Raw genomic sequence first — 21,246 nt, 5'->3', positions numbered from 1 at the left:
TTAGCCGGAGTTCCTACACTATTAGTTGAAGATCCCCTGTTAATACGTGAGGAGCAGAGAAACAAGCTGACCCAGAACTTCCGCAGGATGCGGTGACATCTGCTGACGACGTGCACGTCGTCAGCAGAAGATCCACATTGCCTTTTTCTCGGACTTTTTGAACACCCTCTAAAAATTTCTGAATTTGAATTGAATTTTTCGTATAACACGTGTATAGTATTGAATACACCTTGCAGCAGGCCGTTGGGGCACTGCTGAAGGAAACATCAGCTCAGTTGAGGAGAGATTAGAATGAAACTTAAGAATTTGATTATTGTTGCTTTATTACTCGCCATTGGAACCATACTGCATGCGGTAGTTCCGGGATTTCCTATGAAGTCCGATTTTGGACTTGTGATGCTTTTCTTATCCCTGTTTCTTTTCGCCGATCTCAAGACCTTTGTCATTATCGGATTTGTCGACGGAATTTTAGCAGGATTAACAACGACGCTTCCGGGAGGATTTATTCCGAATGTTGTGGATAAGTTGATTACTTCTACCGTTGTATTCCTTGTTTTCTACTTAATCGCACGGCACTTACAGCCAAAAGTTAAATACATTTTTGGTGTTGTTTTAGCAGGACTCGGTACTCTGCTCAGCGGAACGATATTCTTGACTGTTGCCATTCTTGTTGCAGGTATGAACTCGGCAGCATTCGGTACATTATTTATCGCTATGGTGCTTCCGACTGCACTTGCCAACTTGGTACTGTTCGCTGTTCTTTATCCAATCATTGTTAAAATCGGCGAACGAAGCGGATTCTTCCGTGCAGCTCCAAAACCAACACTTCACTAAAAATAATTATTGAAATCTCCGATTCTGGACAGAATCGGAGATTTTTTGTTATCCGGATCTATGCTTTCAAGTGATAAGCGTGAGCGTCTAGGGTATAATAGAAGTAATGACGAACGTATACTTTAGTTGAAGAGGTGAATGGAATGAGCAAATTTTTTTCGTACACAATCGGAGCGGTTGTCGGCGGTATTATCGGCGGCACCATTGTCCTTCTGACCACACCTAAGAAAGGTGAAGAAATCAGAGGGGACATTAAGGAAAAGGCAGCCTCAATCCAGCAGCCATTGAAGGATGCGGCAAACAGCTTGAGCCAGGTGAAAGATCGCGTCGTCGCATTAAAAGACGAGAGCGTACCGGTTCTCAAGTCTGCTGTCTCAGATATCGGTAATCTTCTTCAAGAATGGAAAGAAGATGTTCAGCCCTATCTGACGAAGATCAAAAACAATGTCGTTCAGTTGGAAGCTGCAAAGGAAAAGCTGACCAATAAATTGATGGAAGAATCGCCTGAGAAAAAACCTGGCGAAGAAGAAACACCGCCGTCACTATAATAAAAAAAGATCCTCGCCTGTTTTTGTTCACAGGCGAGGATCTTTTTTTATCTTAAAAAGCCCAGACACCATTTCGGAAAACCGGCTCCCATTCACCGTTGGCATTTTCACCATCAATATCCAACTGATCAGAACCAATCATAAAATCAACATGAATCAAACTGACATTTGCTCCGTGCTTTTTCAATTCCTCCGCAGACATATCCGTCCCCCCATCGAGACAAGTTGGATACGCTTTACCGATCGCAAGATGACAGGAGGCGTTTTCATCATACAATGTCGTGAAGAAAACGAGTCCGGATTTCGAAATAGGAGAATCATTCGGCACAAGAGCCACTTCTCCTAAGTAGTGCGAGCCTTCATCCGTATCGATCATATGATTCATCAATTCTTCGCCCTCTTTAGCATTCAATCGGGTGATACGTCCGTCCTCAAAAGTGATCGAAAGCTTCTCAATCAATTTTCCACCGTAAACAAGAGGACGCGTCGCCATGACGGTTCCATTAACACCATTCTTTAATGGCAGCGTATAGACTTCTTCAGTTGGAATGTTGGGAACAAAGGTCGTTCCCGAACTGTTCACTGCAGCTCCGCCATCCCAATGGTAATCGGGATCGAACGCGATCTCTAAATCAGTCCCCGGAGCCTTATAGTGCAGTTTTTTATATTTTTTCTTATTCAGAAATGCAACTTTATTCGCCAGAGTCTGCTTATGATCCTCCCATGCCTGTACCGGATCATCACAATCAACGCGCGTCATTTTGAAAATAACATCCCATAGATCGGCAACTGCGAGCTCTCTGATTTTGCCTGGAAACAGCTTTTTCGCCCATTCGGCCGTCGGATAGATCATAATGGTCCAACTGACACGATCAGACATGCGATAATCGTAATATGTGTTTAGCGCACGCCACATTGTCTCTTGGTCTAGTGCTGCCTTTTTTGGGTCGATCCCCTCCATTAAGCCAATTCCCGTTGTGCGGATATCAATACACGCCGCGCCGCGTTTCACCAAGTCTTCCAGCTTATTCGCTTTCCAGACAGGATATTCGCCAATCACTTTCTCAGAAGCGTGGCTCAGACGCAAATGATCAAGTTTATCATCCGTCCAATTAAAGTGCACACGTTTGGCCCCGGCTTCATAAGCTTTCTCCGTTACAATACGAACAAGCTCGCCTGCGTCAATTGGCGCTTTAATCAATACCTCCTGCCCTTTCTGCACATTCGCGCCTACTTTGACAGCAAGTTCCGCATACTTTTCCAATTTCTGAGCAAAGGTTTTCAAATCGAATGCCCCCCATCTATGATTCATCTAAAAAAGCTGTTCGAGAACAAAACCGTTTCTTCGAACATCATTCGTAAGATGTATTTTCCTACCAACTCTATTTTAACACTTGCTGTGCGTATAAGTGCAAGCGCTATCAATAATAAACCCTGAACCTTCATTATTTTTTTTGATGAACACTGAACGAAACGTCATTGTTGGCTAAATCCATTGATTTCGCTCGAAGGTAGAGTCCTTTTTGTACCTGTACACTGGTCAGGTTAATATAAATTTGTCGTTTGTTTGGCTGGATGGCCACCCATTTTGGAAAATTTGAGCTGCTTTTTAAGAAGCTAAGCACCTGCTTGTCCGGCAGCGGTATGCTTCCTAACTTAACATTGGTTTCCTTTAGTACGACATCGCCTTTGTACACGCTTGGCGTAAACGTAAGGGAAAAAGGAATTGCTGTGAACAGGAGCTTGTACTTACCGTTTAACACGAGCTGATCGTTAATATCAACATGGTAAGTGAGTCTCTTATTTCCTTTTGCATCGATCTGGTCGTTCACCATATTTTCCAGCTGCTGTTTGTTCGCCTGCACGGAAAAAATGGCTTGTCCGTTTGTTCGATCTGTTTGCGGTGTGGGTGTGTCTGAAGCAGAGAAACCGTTTGTAATCATTATTAACACGACAAGCACTGCCAATACTTCAAGACTAAGCAATGTTAGAAGTGCAATTTTCCAAAGATTCTTCTTTTTCCTGGGATAATCTGCAGAAGTCACGATTTTTCTCCCCCTCCTTTATATTCTCAATACATAACAGGCATATGGTTGGACTGATTTTCACCAAATTAAGACATGCTCCGTAATTTTCTTATTATAGCGCATTTCATGATTTGTGCGAAACATGCTGACAAAGCTTCATTTTGGAGCTGTCATAAGTGAATTTACGCGAAAAAAAAGCGAACAATTCGGCTATAACTCGACAATAAGGGTCCGTTTCAGTTAGAATGAACATTGTCGACGAACGGACAACCGCCAGGGGAGGAACTAAAAACTTGTCCCTTGCGACGGATAACCGCACGCAGTTACGAAATACTGTTGTAATGTGGAACAATTTAAAATAGGAGTGGACATAGTGAAGAAACTGATGATGATTCTAGCCGCCGTTATCGTGCTCGCAAGCCTCGCAGCCTGCGGAAACGGCGGAGATAACGCCGCAGTCGTAAAGACGAAGAGCGGAAATATTACCAAAGAAGAGTTCTACAACGAATTGAAGAAGACGAACGGAGAAGCGGTGCTTCAGAATTTAGTCTACGAAAAGCTGCTTGAAAAGAAATACAATGTTTCTAAAAAAGCGGTTGACGCAAAATATAATCAGGTTCGCAAAACGTTCTCCACTGAGCAGCAGTTCGAGCAGGCGTTAGCTCAGAATAAGCTGACCAAGTCCCAATTCAGACGTCAGATCAAAGATTCATTGATGATGACGAAGGCGCAGCAAGCCGGTATCAAGATTACGGACAAAGCGCTCAAAGATTACTATAATAAAAACAAGGTTACTTTAACCGAGTTGAAAGCAAGTCATATTCTCGTTAAAGAAAAGAAAACGGCGCAGTCCATTCAGAAACAATTGAAAGGCGGCGCAGATTTCGCTAAATTAGCTAAAAAGTATTCCACGGACACCGGTTCAAAAGAAAAAGGCGGCGAGCTCGGCTGGTTCAAGCAATCAACAATGGTTCCTGAATTCAGCAACGCAGCGATGAAACTGAAAGTTGGTCAAATCAGCCCGCTCGTTTATTCAAGCACCGATGGCGGCTATCACATCATTAAGCTTGAAGGCAAAAAAGACGCTTATAAAGACCTGAAGTCTTCCGTCAAAGAAGCTTATCTTGCCAGCAAAGAAAAGTCTCAAGACGAGGTAATCAAAAAATTGATCAAAGACGCTGACGTGCAGGTTAAAGACAAATCGTTCAAAGATCTCTTTAATGCAACATCAACGACATCAACAACGCAGCAGTAATAGTGAGCAATTAAGAAGAACACGTATCGGAGAACCCTTTCGATTCGTGTTCTTTTATTATGCTTTGAGCCGTGCCAAATGTGGCAAGGCTCGAAGCCAAGATAAACAATTACTCGTTTTCAATAATTGTTGCGAAAAATTGATAGGCGCTCACTTCTAATTGACCAAGACTTCCTTCAGGTAATTCTGGATGTGACTTGAGAATCACAACGTATTCACTCTTACCATTGGTCGAAATTTTATCTGCGGCACGAACCGTGGTGGTCACCCGATTGAAGAAAACAAATCCTCCATGGCCACCGTTAAGCATAACAATAGCTGGACTGACATCTCTTTTTTCAGCGACCAGAGTGTTTCCCAAACTGTCTCTTCTCCAAATTTGAATGAGCACAGGTACATATTTGGAAATGGCGGCAAGTAAGCTTATCCTATTTAACGGAAGCACACCTATAGGGCGCCATTCAATCGACGCATCAAGCCAGACACTGTCCACACTGCTTTTTCCGCCTATTTTAAGTTCACTGATCACGTGTTCTTCACAGAATGGAACAGTGCCATCATGATGATTTTGTTTATCATTAATACGATCAGAGTTCACATGCTTTTTTCTTTTCTTATCACCATCTTTGTCCGATCCGAATTCAGCCCCCCCATTATTAGAATCATCGTTCACACGTATCACTTCCTTTTCAATTTACGGCTTATCTTATAGTTTATTTTTCTTTACGACCTTTGGCATGGACCGTTAACGGAAGGAATTCACACATTTTCACCTCAACTCTTTTTCAATAAAGTTGGCACGTTCTTAATAGCACAAAAATGACGAGATGAAGTTAAGCTCATCTCGTCGTTTATTATCTAATTGATCTCCATCTGCGAATCAGAAAGACTGCACGCGCCAATTAATTTTGGTTAAGAAAAACAGGGCAAGCCTGATCCTTACTTCCACAGGATGTGGTGACTTTCGCTAAATGCGGTTTTGAATCATCAAGCTTGTCTTGAACAAACAGTTCTAGTTCACACTGGTAGGAAAGTATAAGAAAACATTTAAAGGAAACGAGTGTAAGCGGTCCGAAAAAACGCCGCGTCCTGCGGCTCACCGGACACTAGGCCGTCCATGGCCGTCGCAACTAAGTCTTCGCCTTCGCCAGGGGCTTGGCGAAGCCAAGTTTTCTAACACTGATAAAAAAGTATAAAAAATTAAAGATTCAAGGAAACGAGTGTAAGCGCAACTAAGTCTTCGCCTTCGCCAGGGGCTTGGCGAAGCCAAGTTTTCTAATAAATCATTTTGGTCCTTAATTCAGTAGCGAGTAAAATAAGCGGAGATTTTCCGGTTATATGCATCATGGTAGAGTTAGTCTAAATAGTGGACATGTCAAAATGGGATTTCGTATGATTAAACTATCCTAAAAAGGGGCGTGTTCAACTATGGCATACGATCGGGAGTATCGGGAATATGTCGCAAAATTGATTGTGGATGACGGGAGGGTTGCCCGCGAAGTTGCCTATGAATTGGAACTGTCCAAGAGTACGGTCAGTCGCTGGGTGAGCGATTACCGAGAGTCGTTAAAACAGAAACATCAACCGTACCGGACACAAAAAGAAATAGAACAACTCCAGAAAGAACAGTTAAAAGAAATTGCACGACTTAAAGAGGAAAACGAAATCTTAAAAAAAGCCATGCACATCTTCACTCAAGGCCGTCAGTGAGGTACAGATTCATTGAAGCTCATCGAGATGAACATTCTGTAGTGTTGATGTGCACTGTCTTGAACGTATCGAAGAGCGGTTATTATAAATGGAGTCGGGGCGAGCGACAGGAAACGAATACCCAGCGGATGCGTAAACGAAAAGAATTACAGCGTCGGATCAAGCAAATCTTTTATCAGAATCACGGACACTATGGCAGTCCACGCATCCATATTGCCCTGTTGCGTCAAGGTTTTATTGTGTCGCAAAAAACGATTGCACGCGAGATGAAAGCAATGGGACTGAGGGCAACGCCAAAGAAGCGATATGTCGCAACCACTGATTCCAGACACGATCTGAAGGTCTATCCTAACCTATTGAATCGTCAGTTCCAACAAAAGGCGCCGAATCAAGCCTGGGTCACAGATATGACCTATATTCGGACACTGGCAGGATGGGTGTATCTGGCTTCGGTCATCGACCTGTTTTCACGGAAAGTGGTCGGATGGTATATGGACGCGACGATGACACAAGATCTTCCTCTGCAGGCACTCAAGTTGGCGATTGAGAAACGTCAGCCAGGTAAAGGACTCATTCATCACTCAGACCAAGGCTCTCAGTACTGCGCCAACGAGTATATCGCTCTGATGAAAAAGCACCAGATGCAGATCAGTATGAGCCGCAAAGGAGATCCGTATGACAATGCTTGCATGGAGTCATTCCATGCGACACTGAAGAAAGATCTCATCTATCGGAGACGCTTCAGATCGCGTGAAGAGGCTATACAGGCGATCAATCACTATATCTATCGCTATAACACATACCGGATGCATTCAAGTCTGGGTTACTGGTCGCCGAACCAATTTGAGAAGATGCATGAGCAAGCAGGGAGCGTCTCATAAATGACCCAAACGGGTTTTCTCATGGACAGTTGGTCCTTTCAACTTTCCATGAGAAAAGCCACACCAAGCGGAGCGCGGTAGGCATTTAGTTAAACTCAGTTTCACATTTTTGTGTCCACTTTATTGACAGAACTCCATGGTGCTTGTTTTACAGGTAAATAAGGGTAATTTTTCCGGTTAAGCACAGAAAAACCCTCTATTTTCACGTTTTTCGATTCGATAAGCGGAATTTCTCCGTCTATTTAAGCTATTTTTTCGTTCATTCTCTAATTAAGCGGAATTTTTCCGCTTATTTCTCAGATTTGGCACTTACCATCGCCCATCCGAATCTTATGACGGGAATGATCCTTACAAAGACATTGTTTTGTTGATTGGATACAGGGCAAAATCTTATACTCCTCGCAAAAAAATCCAAAAGCCACTCAGGACATGGCTCTCGGATTTTTTTGACTTTGGCGCCGCTTTTTCTCAGCGCTGATTCGTTTCATATACACATTTCCTTGTTTCTGCACCCATTCCTCATCGACTTCTTTTTCTTGCTTAGAGAGGTTAAAGGCTTGGTAACCGCTAAAAATGATTCCTGCGACCACTAGATATACCCACCAAGCAACGGTTTCCAGCTTGTTGATTATTGGATCGATCAAGCCGAATTGCTGCAACATGAAGAGCATAAAGAGTGTGGTGACAACAATTATCGAACGTTTGGCCTGCTTCATCTTTTCCGCCTCCTACTATGGAGCGTTTGTCCCTATTTTTGGTTCACATTGTAACTTATGCAAGGGGGCAGACAAATAGACCTTCATTAATCATTGTCTTTTACTGAGTGTCCTGATTCATCATCTGAATCGCCTGTGTCAAATGATGGGCGATAGAGCGATCGATTGTTCATGGCGAAAATGCGCTCCGAGAACTCGCCCGGACGCGTCTTCCGCACCGCACGTGTCATGACATTAATTTTCGCGTCCATATCGTCAAGGATATGAAGAATCTCCGCTTCCTTGAACATCGGCGGCTTCGGACTGCCCCATTCCGGATTCTCGTGGTGACTGAGCACCATATGCTTGAGCAGCAGAACTTCTTCTTTGTCGGCGATGCCAAGTTCATCGGCGATCTTGCCGATATTATCGACCATTATCGAGATATGGCCGATAAGATTTCCAGACAAAGTGTAACTGGTCGCTGTCACACCGGACAATTCTTCAAGCTTTCCCATATCATGAATAATAATGCCGGCATATAACAAATCCTTGTCTATTTCAGGATACAAAGCGACAACTGCCTTCGCCATATCCAGCATACAGCAGACATGGTAAGCAAGTCCGGAAAGAAAATTATGATGGATGCTCACCGCCGCCGGATATTCAAAAAAGGCATGATGATTCTTTTTCAAAAGCGCGCGAGTCAAGCGCTGAATCACCGGATTTTTGATTTCAAATAAATATTGGGTGATCTTTTCATTCAATTCGTCAATCGATAGCGGAGCAGACATGACCAAATCTGCCTTATTAACAGCATCATGTTCCGTGGCAGGACGAATCGTTCGAATTTTAAACTGGTTTCTTCCTCTGAACGTAGTAATGTCACCCTCAGCCAGTACAACAGCACCCGGCACGTAATTCGCCTCATCATCTGCTGTGCTTCCCCATAGTTTAGATTCAATATCCCCCGTCTTATCCTGTAAAAATATCGTAAGAAAAGGTTTGCCATTACTAGCTAACCCCTTGGTCACGCTCTTTATCAACAGGTATTCATGAACATGCTCGCCTTCTTTATAAAACGCGATTCCCTTCACCATGAACCCTCCCCTTCAAATAGAGCCGTTTAGAACAGCTGTCTAACTTCTAATGACGGGCTGACCCCCGATCTTCGCCAAACGAACGATCAGTCCTTCTTTCCTTTACTTCTATCGGATTTTCTGTTCTTTTTCTTAGGCGGAGCGGGCAATGTCATTTGAAAAGCAACCCCATCCTTAAGATTCTCAACATGAATGACTCCATGATGATTATGAATGATTCGCTTCACAATTGCCAGTCCTAATCCAAATTGACCTTTCTCGCCTTTTTGAAAAGGTTCAAACATTGCTTGTCGTTCATTTTCAGGAATCTTCGGTCCGTCGTTCTTTACGCTAATCAGCGAACGATACTTGCTTCGACCATCAGCATCCATCCATATGTTGCCTTTCGCATAGCGCAGCGCGTTTTCAAGCAGATTTTCCAATACTGTCTGCATTTGTTCCTGATCGGCATAAATCACCGTATCTTCTCCGCTGATATGAATTTCAATATCCGAACGCTGCGTGATGAATCGCTCGCGCACGAGTCCCGCGAAGTCACCGAAGCGAATACGCGTGTAGCGCATCTGCTTATCGCCAAGGGAATCAAAGCGAGTGAAATAGAGCAGCTTACGGACCCTTTTCTCCATTTGTTGTGATTCTTTAATAATGATATCCATTGAATCGTTAAGTCCGCCCTTTGGATAAATGCCATCCTTAACGGATTGCGCGTAACTCTGAATAATCATGATCGGCGTTTTCAATTCATGGGAAGCTTGCTGGAGAAATACTTTCTGCGATTGATCATATCTGATCAAGTTCAGACGCATCTCTTCAAATTGCGCGGATAGCCGTTCGTATTCGACGTCACCTTTCCATTCAAAGGGTTTCTCCCAATTTAAACGTGAGATCTCTTTGAAACGTTTACCCAAGACATCGAGCGGTCGTTTCAAATAGCGCGCCAGCCAGAATGCGAGAAACAGGCTGAGGACGCTTGCCATCACGAACGTAAAGATCAGACGACTCCACAAGTTGTTTCTCAATTCATTATTATAAGTATCCCACATGTAGGAAATCAAATAGCCGTCAATTGAGTCAATTCGGCAACGTCTTGCAACAAAATAAAGAGTCGAACCGTCACGCTTTAACTCATAGCGGGCAAGATCACTTTTTTGATTTTTAATCTGTGCCTGCATCTGTTTCATCACACTACGGTCTGCCGGCATATGTCCGCTCATCATTTGGAAGTGGCGATTGACCAATACTGTCCATATTGAACTCGTTACACTTTTATCATGTTCTTTACTACTTCCCGGATTATCAACCGTAAATTCCTCGGATTGTGACTCAAAGCTGAACAACTGTTGCACTTCAATCGTCCGGAACGTGTTTTCTTTGAGCGTGCTTTGTATGGAATACGGATAGACACTGATAATGATAAAACCGATCACGCACTCAAGCAAAGCGAAAGAGAGCCATATTCGTTTCGTTAACGTCATTTTGAACGGCAATTTCATGAGACAATCCTATAACCAGAACCATAGACGGTTTCAAGAGACAGGCGTCCCATTTTCCGGCGGATGCGTCGAACAACATCATCTACCGCGCGGTCGGAGCCGACATAATCCTGTCCCCACACTTCCGTCAAAATATCCTGACGTGATTTGGCTACATTGACATTTTCCACTAAATAGAGCAATACATCAAATTCTTTTGTGGTGAGTTCGATCAACTGGCTTTCTTCATCAAACACCTTGCGTCGAACGACATCGAGCTGATATTTGGAGATAACCATTCGATTCTCGTGGATGCCGGCTCCGTATACGCGATGAAGCAATTTTTTGACACGGATAACGAGTTCTTTCGGTAGAAAAGGCTTAGCAAGGTAATCATCGCTTCCCAACTCAAGGCCAAGAATTTTGTCAAGATCCTGGTCTCTTGCTGAAATGAAAATAACCGGTTGCTCCGAATGATTCTCTTTAATTCTTTTGATCAGATCATAACCGGACATGCCCGGCAGCATAATGTCCAAGATCCACAAATGCACACCGTTGTGCATATAATCTAATGCATCTTCAGCAGTATGAAAAACCGAAACAGTCCATCCTTCATTCTCCATATAGGCTTTAAGAATGGAGGCTAAGCTTTCTTCATCTTCAACAAGATTAATTTTAAAAAGTGTTTCATTCATTATGAAATCATCCTTATACGATTCTATTGTTGACTCCTAAATTATAGCATGTACGTCATCTTATTAAGATAATGAAACAAATTCCACAAAAAAACTAACTATGCGAAGCAGACGTGCGATCATCCGCGTGAAGACGCAGCACCGCCTCGGGATGGTCGCGCTGAAAATCGTTATCGTGACAGGTCAGTATAATAACTTGTCGATTTTCCGCCACCTTTTCGAGCAATTCATACACTTTTTTTGATCGTGAGTAGTCAAAATTCACAAATCCGTCATCGATAATCATCGGCAATGTTTCATAGCCGCTGAACACCTTCATCAGAGCTAAACGTAACGAAAGATACAGCTGTTCCGCTGTCCCGCGGCTTAGCCCAAGCGCATGAATCCTTTGGCCAGCTGAATCTATTGCACTGAAGCCGTCATCATCAAGTTGAATGCTTTCATAACGACCGTCTGTCATCATTTCGAAATAGATTGATGCATCATTTAAAACACGCGGCAAACGCTGCTCTCGGTATTGTTCTTTTGCCTCGCGGATTGCCCAGAGCGCGGTTTGAAAAACCGCCCAATCCTTTGCTTTTATACCCGCATCATTTAATAGAGCATGGTAACGATCAAGTGTGTCGCGATACGAATCATTTTTCTCCAACGACGCGCTATTCGCGCGATCGCTTGCTAATTGATCACGAAGCTCTGTCAGCTTGAGTTCAACGACCGAAATTCGATCTTTGAATTCTTGTTCAGATAAATTTTCCCACTGGTGACTGTCTAAATAAGCAACATATTCCTGCACTTGTTTTTCTGATCCGGTCAGCTCCAGTAGCTGCATGCGGCATGTTTCCATCTGCTTTTTAAGCACTCGTCGGCGTTCGTCTCGGTCTGCCGCAATAAAAAACTGTGATTCATTGGCAACATTCGCCTCTTCAAGTAAGGACGCTTGTTCATGCTTGATCAACTCAATCCGATTCACGATCCGTTCTCTTTGCTTCTGGTAAATAAGTCGCTGCTTATCCAAATCTTCGCGCCGACGGATCTCCTCGACCTCCTGCCGATAGCGCTGCTCCAAATAGTCAGCGTCTCCATCCTGAATTCCCAATTTCGCTGCCAATTTTCGAGTTTCATGTTTGAACTTTTCATGTGCCTTTCCTAACGCCTGCTGCCTATCAAAAAATGTATCCAACTTACGGCATATCTCCTGAGCACCGTTCACGAGACGAACCTTTTCTTCCGCACCATTCAGATCATCAATGGGATAGCCTTGTTCCCCTAGCCATATCCTAATCTCTTCTTCCAAATCTCTGCCAGCGCGCGCACATGCTTCTTGACGTTCGTTCAAGCGCCGTTCATCTGCACGAACCGCTCTTAATTGGTCCTCAAGCAAGGTTTGCTCGGCCGCAATCCGCCCATCTTCAGAGCGCGCATGCACTACGCCCTTCGAATTCCCGCCTATGTGCGCTGCTGCGAAGTAGAGGCTTGCGCACATCCCAACGCCAAACAAGAACACGGGAACGCCCGCAAGCGGTGTTATGACAACGGCTGACAGAATAGTGAGTAAAAGTGTCACGCAGCCCGTTAGGATGGTCAGCGCCTGGAAGCGAACGGGACGTGCAGATGGGGCATCATGACGCCTCTTACCTCCCGTCGCCATACGTTTGAACGCACAATCCTTCAAACGCGACTCCAAATTTTTTGCTCGTTCCGAAATAGACTCCAGATCGCGTACACCATCACGCTGTTCATCCAAATTCTTCTTCCAGCAGTTAATCTTTTCCTTGAGTTGATGACGCAAGGTTAATTCCGATGATGCCTGTCTAATTCTTTCAGGGGACCAGATTGATCCAAGTAAATCACAGAGCCTTTTTAAGTCGGCTTGCTGCTTGCGGCATTCCTCATCAATCCTTTGCCGCTCTTTTTGGTTCTGCACATCCGTAACCGCATCGTGAAAAAGCCGCTGAAGGGATCCCTCCAGCTCACGCCATTGTTCATTGGCATGGATCAATCGACGCGATTCATCGAGTTGACCAATCTGTTCGTCTGACTCGGCCAAGTCATTGTTCAGTGCAATCAGTCGTTTGCGCGTATCTTCATAGTGCTCTTTTCCGTTTTGTGGGAACGGTAAATCTTGCTCCAAATGTTCGTGTTCGTGGTTCAAAGCCTGATAGGTGAGGATCAAAGGACGGGCGGCTGAAAACGCCGTCCACCATTGAAATTCATGCTGTATACTCTTTTTTTGAGCTTCACGTTCTTCTAACTGTTTTTGATTGTCCCTGATCTTTTGTTGGAGTTCCTGGTAGGAATCCAGCTTTTTTTCCCATTCCTTTAAATCTGCTGAGCAAGCGCTAAGTTCTGTGAAAAGTCGATTGATTTGCGGCTTTTTCCCGCTTTTCTTGAACAGTTCCGCACAATTTTTCTCCAACCTCTGTTCGAGGCTGCCCAGTTCCCCGCTGCCAATCATCCCTGCGCCAAGCAAAAGATCGTTCATGTCCGATGGATTCTTTTTGTCGATATTCCGGAGCCCGTCTAAATCAAAACAGAAAACATTTTGGTAAAGAACTCTGTTGATGCCGCGAAGTAGCGCGTGTAAGTCAGCTGCTCCACCTGTCGCCGTAACGAAGCGCATTTCTTCTTGATCAAAAAGGTTCCGTTCCACACGATAGCTTTTTCCATCATCAGCCGTAAACGTGAGGGAGCCTCCAAATGCGTCAGAACGATTTTTACCTTTCCATTTTTCAAGCACTTTTTTTGAAGGAAAACCAAATAGCTGGCTGAGAATAAAAGCCATCATCGTCGATTTCCCAGTTTCATTCTCTCCATAGATCATGACAATCGGAGTCTGTGGAAAGTCAATTTTCTTATCTTCAAAACGGCCAAATCGATGTATCGCAAGCGTGTTAATTTTCATAAGAGAAAGGTGATTTCATTTGAAATCCGCCACTCGCCTCCTCGGGATCATTTCAATCGTCTTCATTTGCGCTCGTTTCCTCCGCCATCAGCGCTTCCACGAGTAATTGCTCGCTCTCATTGCGAATCTGGTCCCGATCTTTCGCGGACAACGGCTCAAGATATTTTCGTCCTGAGTGATGACTGTAAAGCGGCTTTACTGCCTTCAGAATACTCCCTTCTTGTTCAATAAGCCGAAAAAGGTCACCAAGAAAGTGCGGACTGTTCACAATCTGATTCTTATCCCAGTGCTGCCGAAATGTGCATGTTCCGGGAACCAACCAGATAAAGTCATTCGGTTCATCCTCATCCTCATTGCTCGTCTCAATTAATTCCCGTACAAGATTTTCAACGTCCAAATGAGGCATGCCCGGATTACTAAAAGAAAAATAGAGACGGATAAAGGCACACTTATGCTTCTCCCGCACCCCTTCTTTAAAAGCGTTAATTGCTTCTTCAATATGATCGGCAGTCGCCATCCCCGAAAAATCAAGTTCCGCGCGCGACCATTCGATCGCCGCCGTCGAAAGAAAACGAACATGGGCGCCGCTATGGTCCAGCTCGACAAGCGATGCGCCTTTCTGACCAAGTTCAGACTCCTTGAATGAAAGTCCTTGCAAATCACCCGGATACCAGATTGGCACAGGAGACGACAATTGTTGTCTTTTATGAATATGCCCCAGTGCCCAGTAATCAAAATTTTGCGCTTCAAGCTCACCGATCGAAAATGGCGCATAGTTGCTCGCGTCCGATCCTGAACGCTGCTCACCATGAAGAATCGCAATGTGATAATCCGCTTTTCCGCTCCGCAGATATTGTGAAACCATATCTTGCTTAATCCATCTCCGGTGATAACTAAACCCATATAAATTGACAACCTGTCCACCGGCACACGTCAGAGAATTGACGGACGGCTTCTCTGGGAAAACGCGAACATTATCCGGAAGCCGCAGATGATTCCACTCTTTATTAAGAAAATCATGATTGCCGTATACTAGGAAAACGGGAATAGATGCATCGTGCAGACGCTTCATTTCGCGGACAAACGCTCGCTGTGCCCTGATACTTCTATGGCTGTTGTCGAAAATATCCCCGGCAATAATCATAAAATCGGGTTGTTCGTGCAAAGTGATTGTTACGAGTCGGGTAAGTGCGGCGAATGTGCTGTCCGCGGACCTACGCCGTAACGGTTCAGGCAAATGCGTGAGACCATCAAATGGCCGGTCAAGATGCAGATCGGCAGTATGAATGAACCGGATCAAAATGCTTCCTCCTTCCGAACTCATCTATTTGTTTCATTTTACCATAACCGATCACACGTTCTCAATTGTCGGCCGATCCCTTATGTATAAAAACCATTGAAAGCAGCTTGGTTGAGCCGCTCTCAATGGTTTTTTCTAAACAGTTAATGAACACGAATTTGTTTCCTAAATACTTCTCGAACCATATAGGCTACTCCGTTCATATCATTGGAACGTGTGACCCAGTCCGCCTTGGCTTTAACCTCTGCCGGGGCGTTTCGCATCGCTACGCCGAGTCCGCATTTTTCAATCATTTCAGCATCCTCAAGACTGTCGCCTACTGCAACAATCTCATGAAGCGGAATACCGAGCTGACCGGCAAAGAACAACAGACCGTTGAACTTTGATGTGCCTTGACGCACTAACGTCAGACTGTCCGGAGCCGTTCGCCAAACGTCGAGTGAAGGAAAATAGTCCCCGATTGCATTTTCAAGATCATTCATGGCCTTCTTATCCTCAAGCTTCACTTTAACATCCGTTGCGCCTTCATAATTTTCAAGTAAATATTGGCTAAGCGAATCCACATAAGTCACCGGATAAAAAAGCGGTTCATTCATGCCAATCGTCATTTTTGCGATCAAATTTTGCTGATGCGGCCGATTGCTAATGGAAAGGCGTTCATGTGACATTTGAATCTGGCACGGGTATGTTTCCAAAAATTCAGCAAGCTGCATCAATACGCTATGGTCAATCTTGCTCGTATAAACAGGATCATCCATAGATGACGATACAAACGCGCCGCTATGCGTGATGATCGGTTTGGTTAGTCGCAATGCTCTGGCAACCTTCGCCGCTGAGTGAAAATGACGTTCTGACACCAATGTAACAATAACACCTTTCTTTTGTGCATACTGAATGGCATACTTTGTCTGCCGATCAAGCCGATTATTGCTGCTTAACAGGGTTCCATCGATGTCCAGTGCAAGTAAGCGATATACCAAGGTTATCCCCCTCTTCGGAATCCATATCAGTACTTCATTCCTGTCAAAAGTTTATGTATGGATGCAAACAAATAGAACCAGGCATCTGTTTGTCCGATTTGAAAAAGAGCAAGATCAATTTAACAAAATAAGAAAAGAGAACGACCGAAGCCGTTCTCTTTGTTATCATTCGTGCACATTGTTTCAAATTACTTTTGGTAGCCGCCGAATTGAGACTGGGCCTGAGCTACCAAGCGCTTTGTGATTTCTCCGCCAACAGAACCATTTGCTCTAGATGTTGTGTCCGGTCCTAGGTTAACGCCAAATTCACGTGCAATTTCTTCTTTCATTTGATCAACTGCTTGCTGTACACCTGGCACTACTAACTGATTTGAATTTGCCATGTGTTTCACCTCCCTTACGAGCTTTATTTTGCTCTGTTGTCGTTTTCTATATTCCAAAATTGAATTGGAAATTTATAGGCGACAAAGACAAATTTAAAGGAAGGTGATCTTCAGTCATGAAATCATACTTGCTTCAGTTCACCGGTCTTGGGATCCATCACAAGACCAATTACTGGTGTATGTTCAGGTAAGAGTGGATGATTTTTCACAATCGACACACTCTTTTTAACTTCACTTTCAACCGATTGAAATCCATTCAGCCATTGTTTCAGATCTACTGTTACCTCTGCAAATTTTTGATCATCGAGGCCGCGCTTTTTGATATCGTTAATCATTTTATCCGCATGAAGGCCGTGCATGCCGCAATCGGTATGCCCAATGATGTAAACTGCTTCAGATTCAAGCTCATATAGCGAGACAAGAATGCTTTTCATCGTGTTGCTGTATGGTGATTCCACCATCCCGCCTGCTGATTTAAGCATGATGGCATCGCCATTCTTCAGATTCAACGCTTTTGGCAACAGCTCAATTAATCGGCAATCCATACATGAGACAATGGTCATTTTCTTAATTGGCCGATTTGGCGCTTCATAGGGTCGATACGATTCATCCTTAACAAATTGTTGGTTATAAGCCAGCATTTCTTCAAGCTGTGACATATTTTCTTCCCCCAAGTCAAGTATAAACGTCACAGTTAATCATAAAAGAAATCGAACAAGTAATCCAATAACTTGCTTATAATCGGAAATTTTGGCTTTGCCAATTTCAGGTGAAACGCTATTTAATAATTTTCTTTATGTATCAAAAAGGAGCCGCCCCCCGGATGGGAAACGGCTCCTTCCAAATCGTTAATTACAGCTTAGTAACGTTAGCTGCCTGAGGTCCACGGTTGCCTTCAACAACTTCGAATTCAACTGCTTGGCCTTCGTCAAGAGTCTTGAATCCGTCAGTTTGGATAGCGCTGAAGTGAACGAATACATCGTTTTCACCTGGAACTTCAATGAAGCCAAAACCTTTGTCGCTGTTAAACCATTTAACTGTACCTGTTTTCAAAAAGAAAACCTCCTAATAATAAGTGGATGTTCAAATGAATTTGAACGCACTTTGAAAATTTGATATATGCGTATGTTTTATCTGGCGTATCTTATCCCTGCGGCTACAGATTTAAATCCTTCACCGACCGGGGTCTTCCCGCAGAAATAAAAAATTCACATATTATAAAAAGTATCAATAAAAAAGTACAAACACATTGATAATCCTTTTATAACACGTGAATTATAAATGTTACCTTTTATCATACGTACATAATCATAAAGTTAGACCTAACCAAAACGATCAAAAACAAAAACATTAATCGGCTTTTTTACGGCGCCGAAACAACGAAAGCCCTACCTCTCTTCCATCCTTACGGTTCCTCTGACCGAGCCAGTATGATTCAGCGCAAAGTTCAATCTGCTTTTCATACAATCTGTTGCACAGTATTACCAAGAACACAATCGTATATTCATGAAAACCACAAATAATTTGTCATTCACATTAGGTCTACTATAGTATAGAGCCTATTGCTGAAAAAGTCAACTCATGAAATAACTGAAACCATTCACAATTGTCCCTAATGGTTTCAGTCCCTTTGATTAATGTTCTACAAGCACATGGAGAACTTTCTCCAAATCCTCAATCTTTCGCGCGTAAAGGAGCATTCTGCGCCGATTCGTATCGACAACCAAAACACCGTCCTCGGACAGGTTCATTTTCTTCACCTGATCATACTTTGTATAGCTCAAGCCATAAAAGAAACCATCGCTTTTGAATCGGACACAAGGTGTCTTGATAAACGTATTGTAGAGCAGTGCTAAGATCAGTAAGATAAGAACGATATTCATCACTGTGTTATTCTCACCTTTAATGGCATTCGAAATGAAAATGATGACGAGCAGGGCTGCCAATACAAGTTGATCAATATAATTTCTTTTTTTTCAGACGAACTGATAAAACCGTTTTTCCCTTGAACAGCCGAACAAGGAGGTCGTCATAGAGAATATACGCGAGAAGTCCGAAAAAAGTTAAGTATAAGAAAGTAATCGTCCATGTCATCTGCTATCCCCTCTTTCAATCATGTCTCATTAAAAGTACATTTTAAATCATTGAACTGGTTTATGAGACAGCTGCTTGATCATTAATCATCATAAAATTGAAAAAAACGCGGCAGATTCCGCTTGGTTCATCTCTGTCAATCATAATAGAAAACAGTAAGTCGATCTTTTAAAAGTTCTATATAACTCAATTTTCGCAACTTGTTTGGCTTAGAAAATTGCCTTTGTTTTAATGAAAAGTAATTCCCATTGCTGCAAGGCCAGTGCCTAGATTTTTTTTTAGCAATCCCGTGGTTGAAATTTCCATGTAAAATCCACCAACCTGAGGACTTAGTTTAGATTGAACGGTTAATCGTTTAACTGCTATTTGCCGTAATCCTTCAGCTAAATACATTAGTCGTCTTTCAAAATCTTTGTCTTTTTCAACATTATTTTTAAAAATAATTAACACGTCGCGTTCATCATCTTGTATTTGTTCATCAAGGATAAGATCGTAGACTTTTTCTAAAATTGCCTCTTCTTGTTCTTTCCGACTCAATTTCTTGTTTATAGACATAAAACTTTATCCCTCTTTTTTACACTGGTAAGAAAATATAAAAAATTAAAGATTCAAGGAAACGAGTGTAAGAGCAACTAAGCCTCTGTCTGCGCCAAGGCTTGCCAATCGGCAAGTTGTTTAATGGAACGATATAGCTCTCACCCAAACGGTGGCAATAACATGAAGGTGTATGAAAGCAAAGTAATTTATATTTTTACCCTTTTTCTAACTCACGAACGTAATCCATAATGATTTTTGATCATTAACTTTAACTTCTTCATCAGAGTATGCTTTGTTAAAGAATATGTAAAGAAAAAAACAGCCGTTTGCAAAGCGGCTGTTCGTTCAGGTGCAGAGCAACAAACCATGTCCTATTTAAAAAGTACAGGATACCTAATTACTGCTTTTTCGACTGAACATGGCTTTTAGAGCACGCTTAACAACTTGAAAAAAAGTCAGCGACCTAACCATTCGTTCCGGTTTGACGTATTTACGTATCTCACGTAAAACTTTCTTCGGATGCTTAGAAGAAAAAGTGTACGTTCCATTTTTCTTAGTTCGTATTGCATAGCGAGGAATCCACCTTCCCTTGAACATCACTGAAGCAATGACATAATCTACTTCTTCCCAAGCGATTCGAACGTATTTTTGAGCATTTCGTTCATTATAAAACTCAAACCCTTTGTCGCCGATCATGATCTTGCCATAATCAGTCAGTCCCATATAAGAAGTGGCCTTCGTTACAAAGTCGACTTTTGTGTTTATTGATTCAACCATTTTCTTTACTTCACTTCCCTTCGTTTCACTTTCCCATTATACTGTTTTTCATCACTCTAAAATTCATATACTTTTTATCGTACAAAAATGCCCAGGCTAGAATGATATCTCATAAAACGCCCGGGCAAAATCTTTATGATTACATTAAGTGGATCAAATGGAAAACGACACCAATCACGAACAAACCAAGAATAATAATGATTGGAGAAACTTTCCTCTTGAGCAGCCACATGCAAAAAAGAGTTAACGCCAATGCGGATAAACCGGGAATTAAGCTATCCAAGTTGTTTTGTAGCGTTGTTACTTTTTGCGCGGCTAATGAAAGACCGGAAGCTTGCTGTTCCAACGCCGCTTTAACTCCTTCGGCTCCGGATGGTAAATTGCTCCAATCAATAAACGCACCTTTATCAAGTTTAACGGAAGAAACAACAGGCGTGAATTTTATCGATACCCAACGGTTTACTAATGAACCAAGGATGAACATACCAAGTATTGACGCGCCCTTAGTAATATCCTGAAGTAATCCGCCGGACAAGTCTTCGGTAATTTTAGAACCGGCTTTGTAACCAAATTCCTGTGTGTACCACATGAATGCCATACGAATAATGTTCCATCCGAAGAAATAAAGAATAGGTCCAAGCAGGTTGCCGGTCATTGCCAGAGAAGCCGCCAGCGCGCCAAGGATTGGTTTCACTGTGAACCAGAAAACCGGATCACCGATACCTGCGAGCGGACCCATCATACCGACTTTAACCCCTTGAATAGCGACGTCATCAACAGGCGCGCCGTTCGCTCGTTCCTCTTCAAGTGCCAGGGTAACACCGATAATCGGTGAAGCCACATAAGGGTGCGTATTGAAAAACTCCAAATGACGTTTTAGAGCAGCCGATCGTGCTTCTTTGGATTTATATAATTTTTTAATTGCGGGAATCATGGTGTAGGCCCAACCACCGTTTTGCATACGTTCATAGTTCCAAGAACCTTGAAGGAACGTTGAGCGCCACCAAACAGAAATTCGATCTTTTTTGGATAATTTCAATTCTTGTGCCATTTTAT

The 21,246-nt window shown here is 43.0% G+C and carries 23 protein-coding genes; 5 read left to right on the top strand and 18 right to left on the bottom strand.

Annotation, left to right across the window (positions count from 1 at the left end):
• Nucleotides 1-291: 291 nt before the first annotated feature.
• Together ABWW58_RS00625 and ABWW58_RS00620 are read left to right on the top strand one after the other, a co-directional pair.
• Nucleotides 292-834, top strand: coding sequence for a tryptophan transporter (locus tag ABWW58_RS00625; RefSeq protein ID WP_353867371.1), 543 nt, complete (start codon nucleotides 292-294; stop codon nucleotides 832-834).
• Between the two features lie 143 nt (nucleotides 835-977).
• A complete protein-coding gene (locus ABWW58_RS00620) occupies nucleotides 978-1,382 on the top strand; it encodes a YtxH domain-containing protein (protein ID WP_353867370.1) in 405 nt (134 codons plus the stop codon).
• Between the two features lie 52 nt (nucleotides 1,383-1,434).
• Here the strand turns inward: ABWW58_RS00620 and ABWW58_RS00615 are convergent, their stop codons facing one another.
• A complete protein-coding gene (locus tag ABWW58_RS00615; RefSeq protein ID WP_353867369.1) occupies nucleotides 1,435-2,667 on the bottom strand; it encodes an aminopeptidase in 1,233 nt (410 codons plus the stop codon).
• 160 nt (nucleotides 2,668-2,827) lie between these two features.
• Nucleotides 2,828-3,427, bottom strand: coding sequence for a YpmS family protein (locus ABWW58_RS00610; RefSeq protein ID WP_353867368.1), 600 nt, complete (start codon nucleotides 3,425-3,427; stop codon nucleotides 2,828-2,830).
• A gap of 355 nt (nucleotides 3,428-3,782) precedes the next feature.
• On the opposite strand from ABWW58_RS00610, the gene ABWW58_RS00605 reads away from it, so the two are divergent.
• On the top strand, nucleotides 3,783-4,664 hold the full coding sequence (locus ABWW58_RS00605; protein WP_353867367.1) for a peptidylprolyl isomerase: 882 nt from the start codon (nucleotides 3,783-3,785) through the stop codon (nucleotides 4,662-4,664).
• A 109-nt stretch (nucleotides 4,665-4,773) separates the two neighbouring features.
• Here the strand turns inward: ABWW58_RS00605 and ABWW58_RS00600 are convergent, their stop codons facing one another.
• Nucleotides 4,774-5,337, bottom strand: coding sequence for a hypothetical protein (locus ABWW58_RS00600; protein WP_353867366.1), 564 nt, complete (start codon nucleotides 5,335-5,337; stop codon nucleotides 4,774-4,776).
• A 755-nt stretch (nucleotides 5,338-6,092) separates the two neighbouring features.
• On the opposite strand from ABWW58_RS00600, the gene ABWW58_RS00595 reads away from it, so the two are divergent.
• Both ABWW58_RS00595 and ABWW58_RS00590 read left to right on the top strand, forming a co-directional pair.
• A complete protein-coding gene (locus ABWW58_RS00595) occupies nucleotides 6,093-6,374 on the top strand; it encodes a transposase (protein WP_353867365.1) in 282 nt (93 codons plus the stop codon).
• Nucleotides 6,371-7,255, top strand: a complete 885-nt coding sequence (locus ABWW58_RS00590; protein ID WP_353867364.1) for an IS3 family transposase — start codon at nucleotides 6,371-6,373, stop codon at nucleotides 7,253-7,255. Before ABWW58_RS00595 ends, ABWW58_RS00590 begins: the two co-directional genes overlap by 4 nt.
• Before the next feature lie 422 nt (nucleotides 7,256-7,677).
• Here the strand turns inward: ABWW58_RS00590 and ABWW58_RS00585 are convergent, their stop codons facing one another.
• From ABWW58_RS00585 to ABWW58_RS00515, 15 genes are all read right to left on the bottom strand, one after another.
• A complete protein-coding gene (locus tag ABWW58_RS00585; protein ID WP_353867363.1) occupies nucleotides 7,678-7,971 on the bottom strand; it encodes a sporulation YhaL family protein in 294 nt (97 codons plus the stop codon).
• A gap of 86 nt (nucleotides 7,972-8,057) precedes the next feature.
• A complete protein-coding gene (gene yhaM, locus ABWW58_RS00580; protein WP_353867362.1) occupies nucleotides 8,058-9,050 on the bottom strand; it encodes a 3'-5' exoribonuclease YhaM in 993 nt (330 codons plus the stop codon).
• A gap of 86 nt (nucleotides 9,051-9,136) precedes the next feature.
• Nucleotides 9,137-10,543 (bottom strand): sensor histidine kinase, encoded by a 1,407-nt coding sequence (locus ABWW58_RS00575; RefSeq protein WP_353867361.1) that lies wholly within the window; start codon nucleotides 10,541-10,543, stop codon nucleotides 9,137-9,139.
• Nucleotides 10,540-11,217 (bottom strand): response regulator transcription factor, encoded by a 678-nt coding sequence (locus ABWW58_RS00570; protein ID WP_093674561.1) that lies wholly within the window; start codon nucleotides 11,215-11,217, stop codon nucleotides 10,540-10,542. The genes ABWW58_RS00575 and ABWW58_RS00570 overlap by 4 nt, the downstream gene beginning before the upstream one ends.
• Nucleotides 11,218-11,311: 94 nt before the next feature.
• Nucleotides 11,312-14,119 (bottom strand): ATP-binding protein, encoded by a 2,808-nt coding sequence (locus ABWW58_RS00565; RefSeq protein WP_353867360.1) that lies wholly within the window; start codon nucleotides 14,117-14,119, stop codon nucleotides 11,312-11,314.
• 52 nt (nucleotides 14,120-14,171) lie between these two features.
• Nucleotides 14,172-15,419, bottom strand: coding sequence for a metallophosphoesterase family protein (locus ABWW58_RS00560; protein WP_353867359.1), 1,248 nt, complete (start codon nucleotides 15,417-15,419; stop codon nucleotides 14,172-14,174).
• Between the two features lie 143 nt (nucleotides 15,420-15,562).
• Nucleotides 15,563-16,399: a Cof-type HAD-IIB family hydrolase gene (locus ABWW58_RS00555; RefSeq protein WP_353867358.1), complete on the bottom strand. Its 837-nt coding sequence runs from the start codon at nucleotides 16,397-16,399 to the stop codon at nucleotides 15,563-15,565.
• Nucleotides 16,400-16,587: 188 nt separating this feature from the next.
• Entirely contained in the window at nucleotides 16,588-16,782 is a 195-nt protein-coding gene (locus tag ABWW58_RS00550) for an alpha/beta-type small acid-soluble spore protein (protein ID WP_093674557.1), read from the bottom strand.
• Between the two features lie 122 nt (nucleotides 16,783-16,904).
• Nucleotides 16,905-17,441 (bottom strand): beta-class carbonic anhydrase, encoded by a 537-nt coding sequence (locus tag ABWW58_RS00545; RefSeq protein ID WP_353867357.1) that lies wholly within the window; start codon nucleotides 17,439-17,441, stop codon nucleotides 16,905-16,907.
• A 193-nt stretch (nucleotides 17,442-17,634) separates the two neighbouring features.
• The gene (locus tag ABWW58_RS00540) at nucleotides 17,635-17,835 is read right to left on the bottom strand and encodes a cold-shock protein (protein WP_023511572.1); all 201 of its coding nucleotides are present in this window, start codon (nucleotides 17,833-17,835) and stop codon (nucleotides 17,635-17,637) included.
• Nucleotides 17,836-18,416: 581 nt separating this feature from the next.
• Entirely contained in the window at nucleotides 18,417-18,728 is a 312-nt protein-coding gene (locus ABWW58_RS00535) for a DUF986 family protein (RefSeq protein WP_353867356.1), read from the bottom strand.
• A 10-nt stretch (nucleotides 18,729-18,738) separates the two neighbouring features.
• Nucleotides 18,739-18,876, bottom strand: a complete 138-nt coding sequence (locus tag ABWW58_RS00530; protein ID WP_353867355.1) for a DUF986 family protein — start codon at nucleotides 18,874-18,876, stop codon at nucleotides 18,739-18,741.
• A 228-nt stretch (nucleotides 18,877-19,104) separates the two neighbouring features.
• The gene (locus ABWW58_RS00525) at nucleotides 19,105-19,431 is read right to left on the bottom strand and encodes a bacteriocin immunity family protein (protein ID WP_353867354.1); all 327 of its coding nucleotides are present in this window, start codon (nucleotides 19,429-19,431) and stop codon (nucleotides 19,105-19,107) included.
• Nucleotides 19,432-19,806: 375 nt separating this feature from the next.
• Nucleotides 19,807-20,190, bottom strand: a complete 384-nt coding sequence (locus ABWW58_RS00520) for a DUF956 family protein (protein ID WP_353867353.1) — start codon at nucleotides 20,188-20,190, stop codon at nucleotides 19,807-19,809.
• Between the two features lie 139 nt (nucleotides 20,191-20,329).
• Nucleotides 20,330-21,241: a PTS system mannose/fructose/sorbose family transporter subunit IID gene (locus ABWW58_RS00515; RefSeq protein ID WP_353867352.1), complete on the bottom strand. Its 912-nt coding sequence runs from the start codon at nucleotides 21,239-21,241 to the stop codon at nucleotides 20,330-20,332.
• Nucleotides 21,242-21,246: the final 5 nt, after the last annotated feature.

Source organism: Sporolactobacillus caesalpiniae (assembly GCF_040513385.1).
Lineage (GTDB): Bacteria > Bacillota > Bacilli > Bacillales > Sporolactobacillaceae > Sporolactobacillus.
The sequence above is the reverse complement of the archived record's forward strand: the minus strand, read 5'-3'. Positions and strand labels throughout refer to the sequence as shown.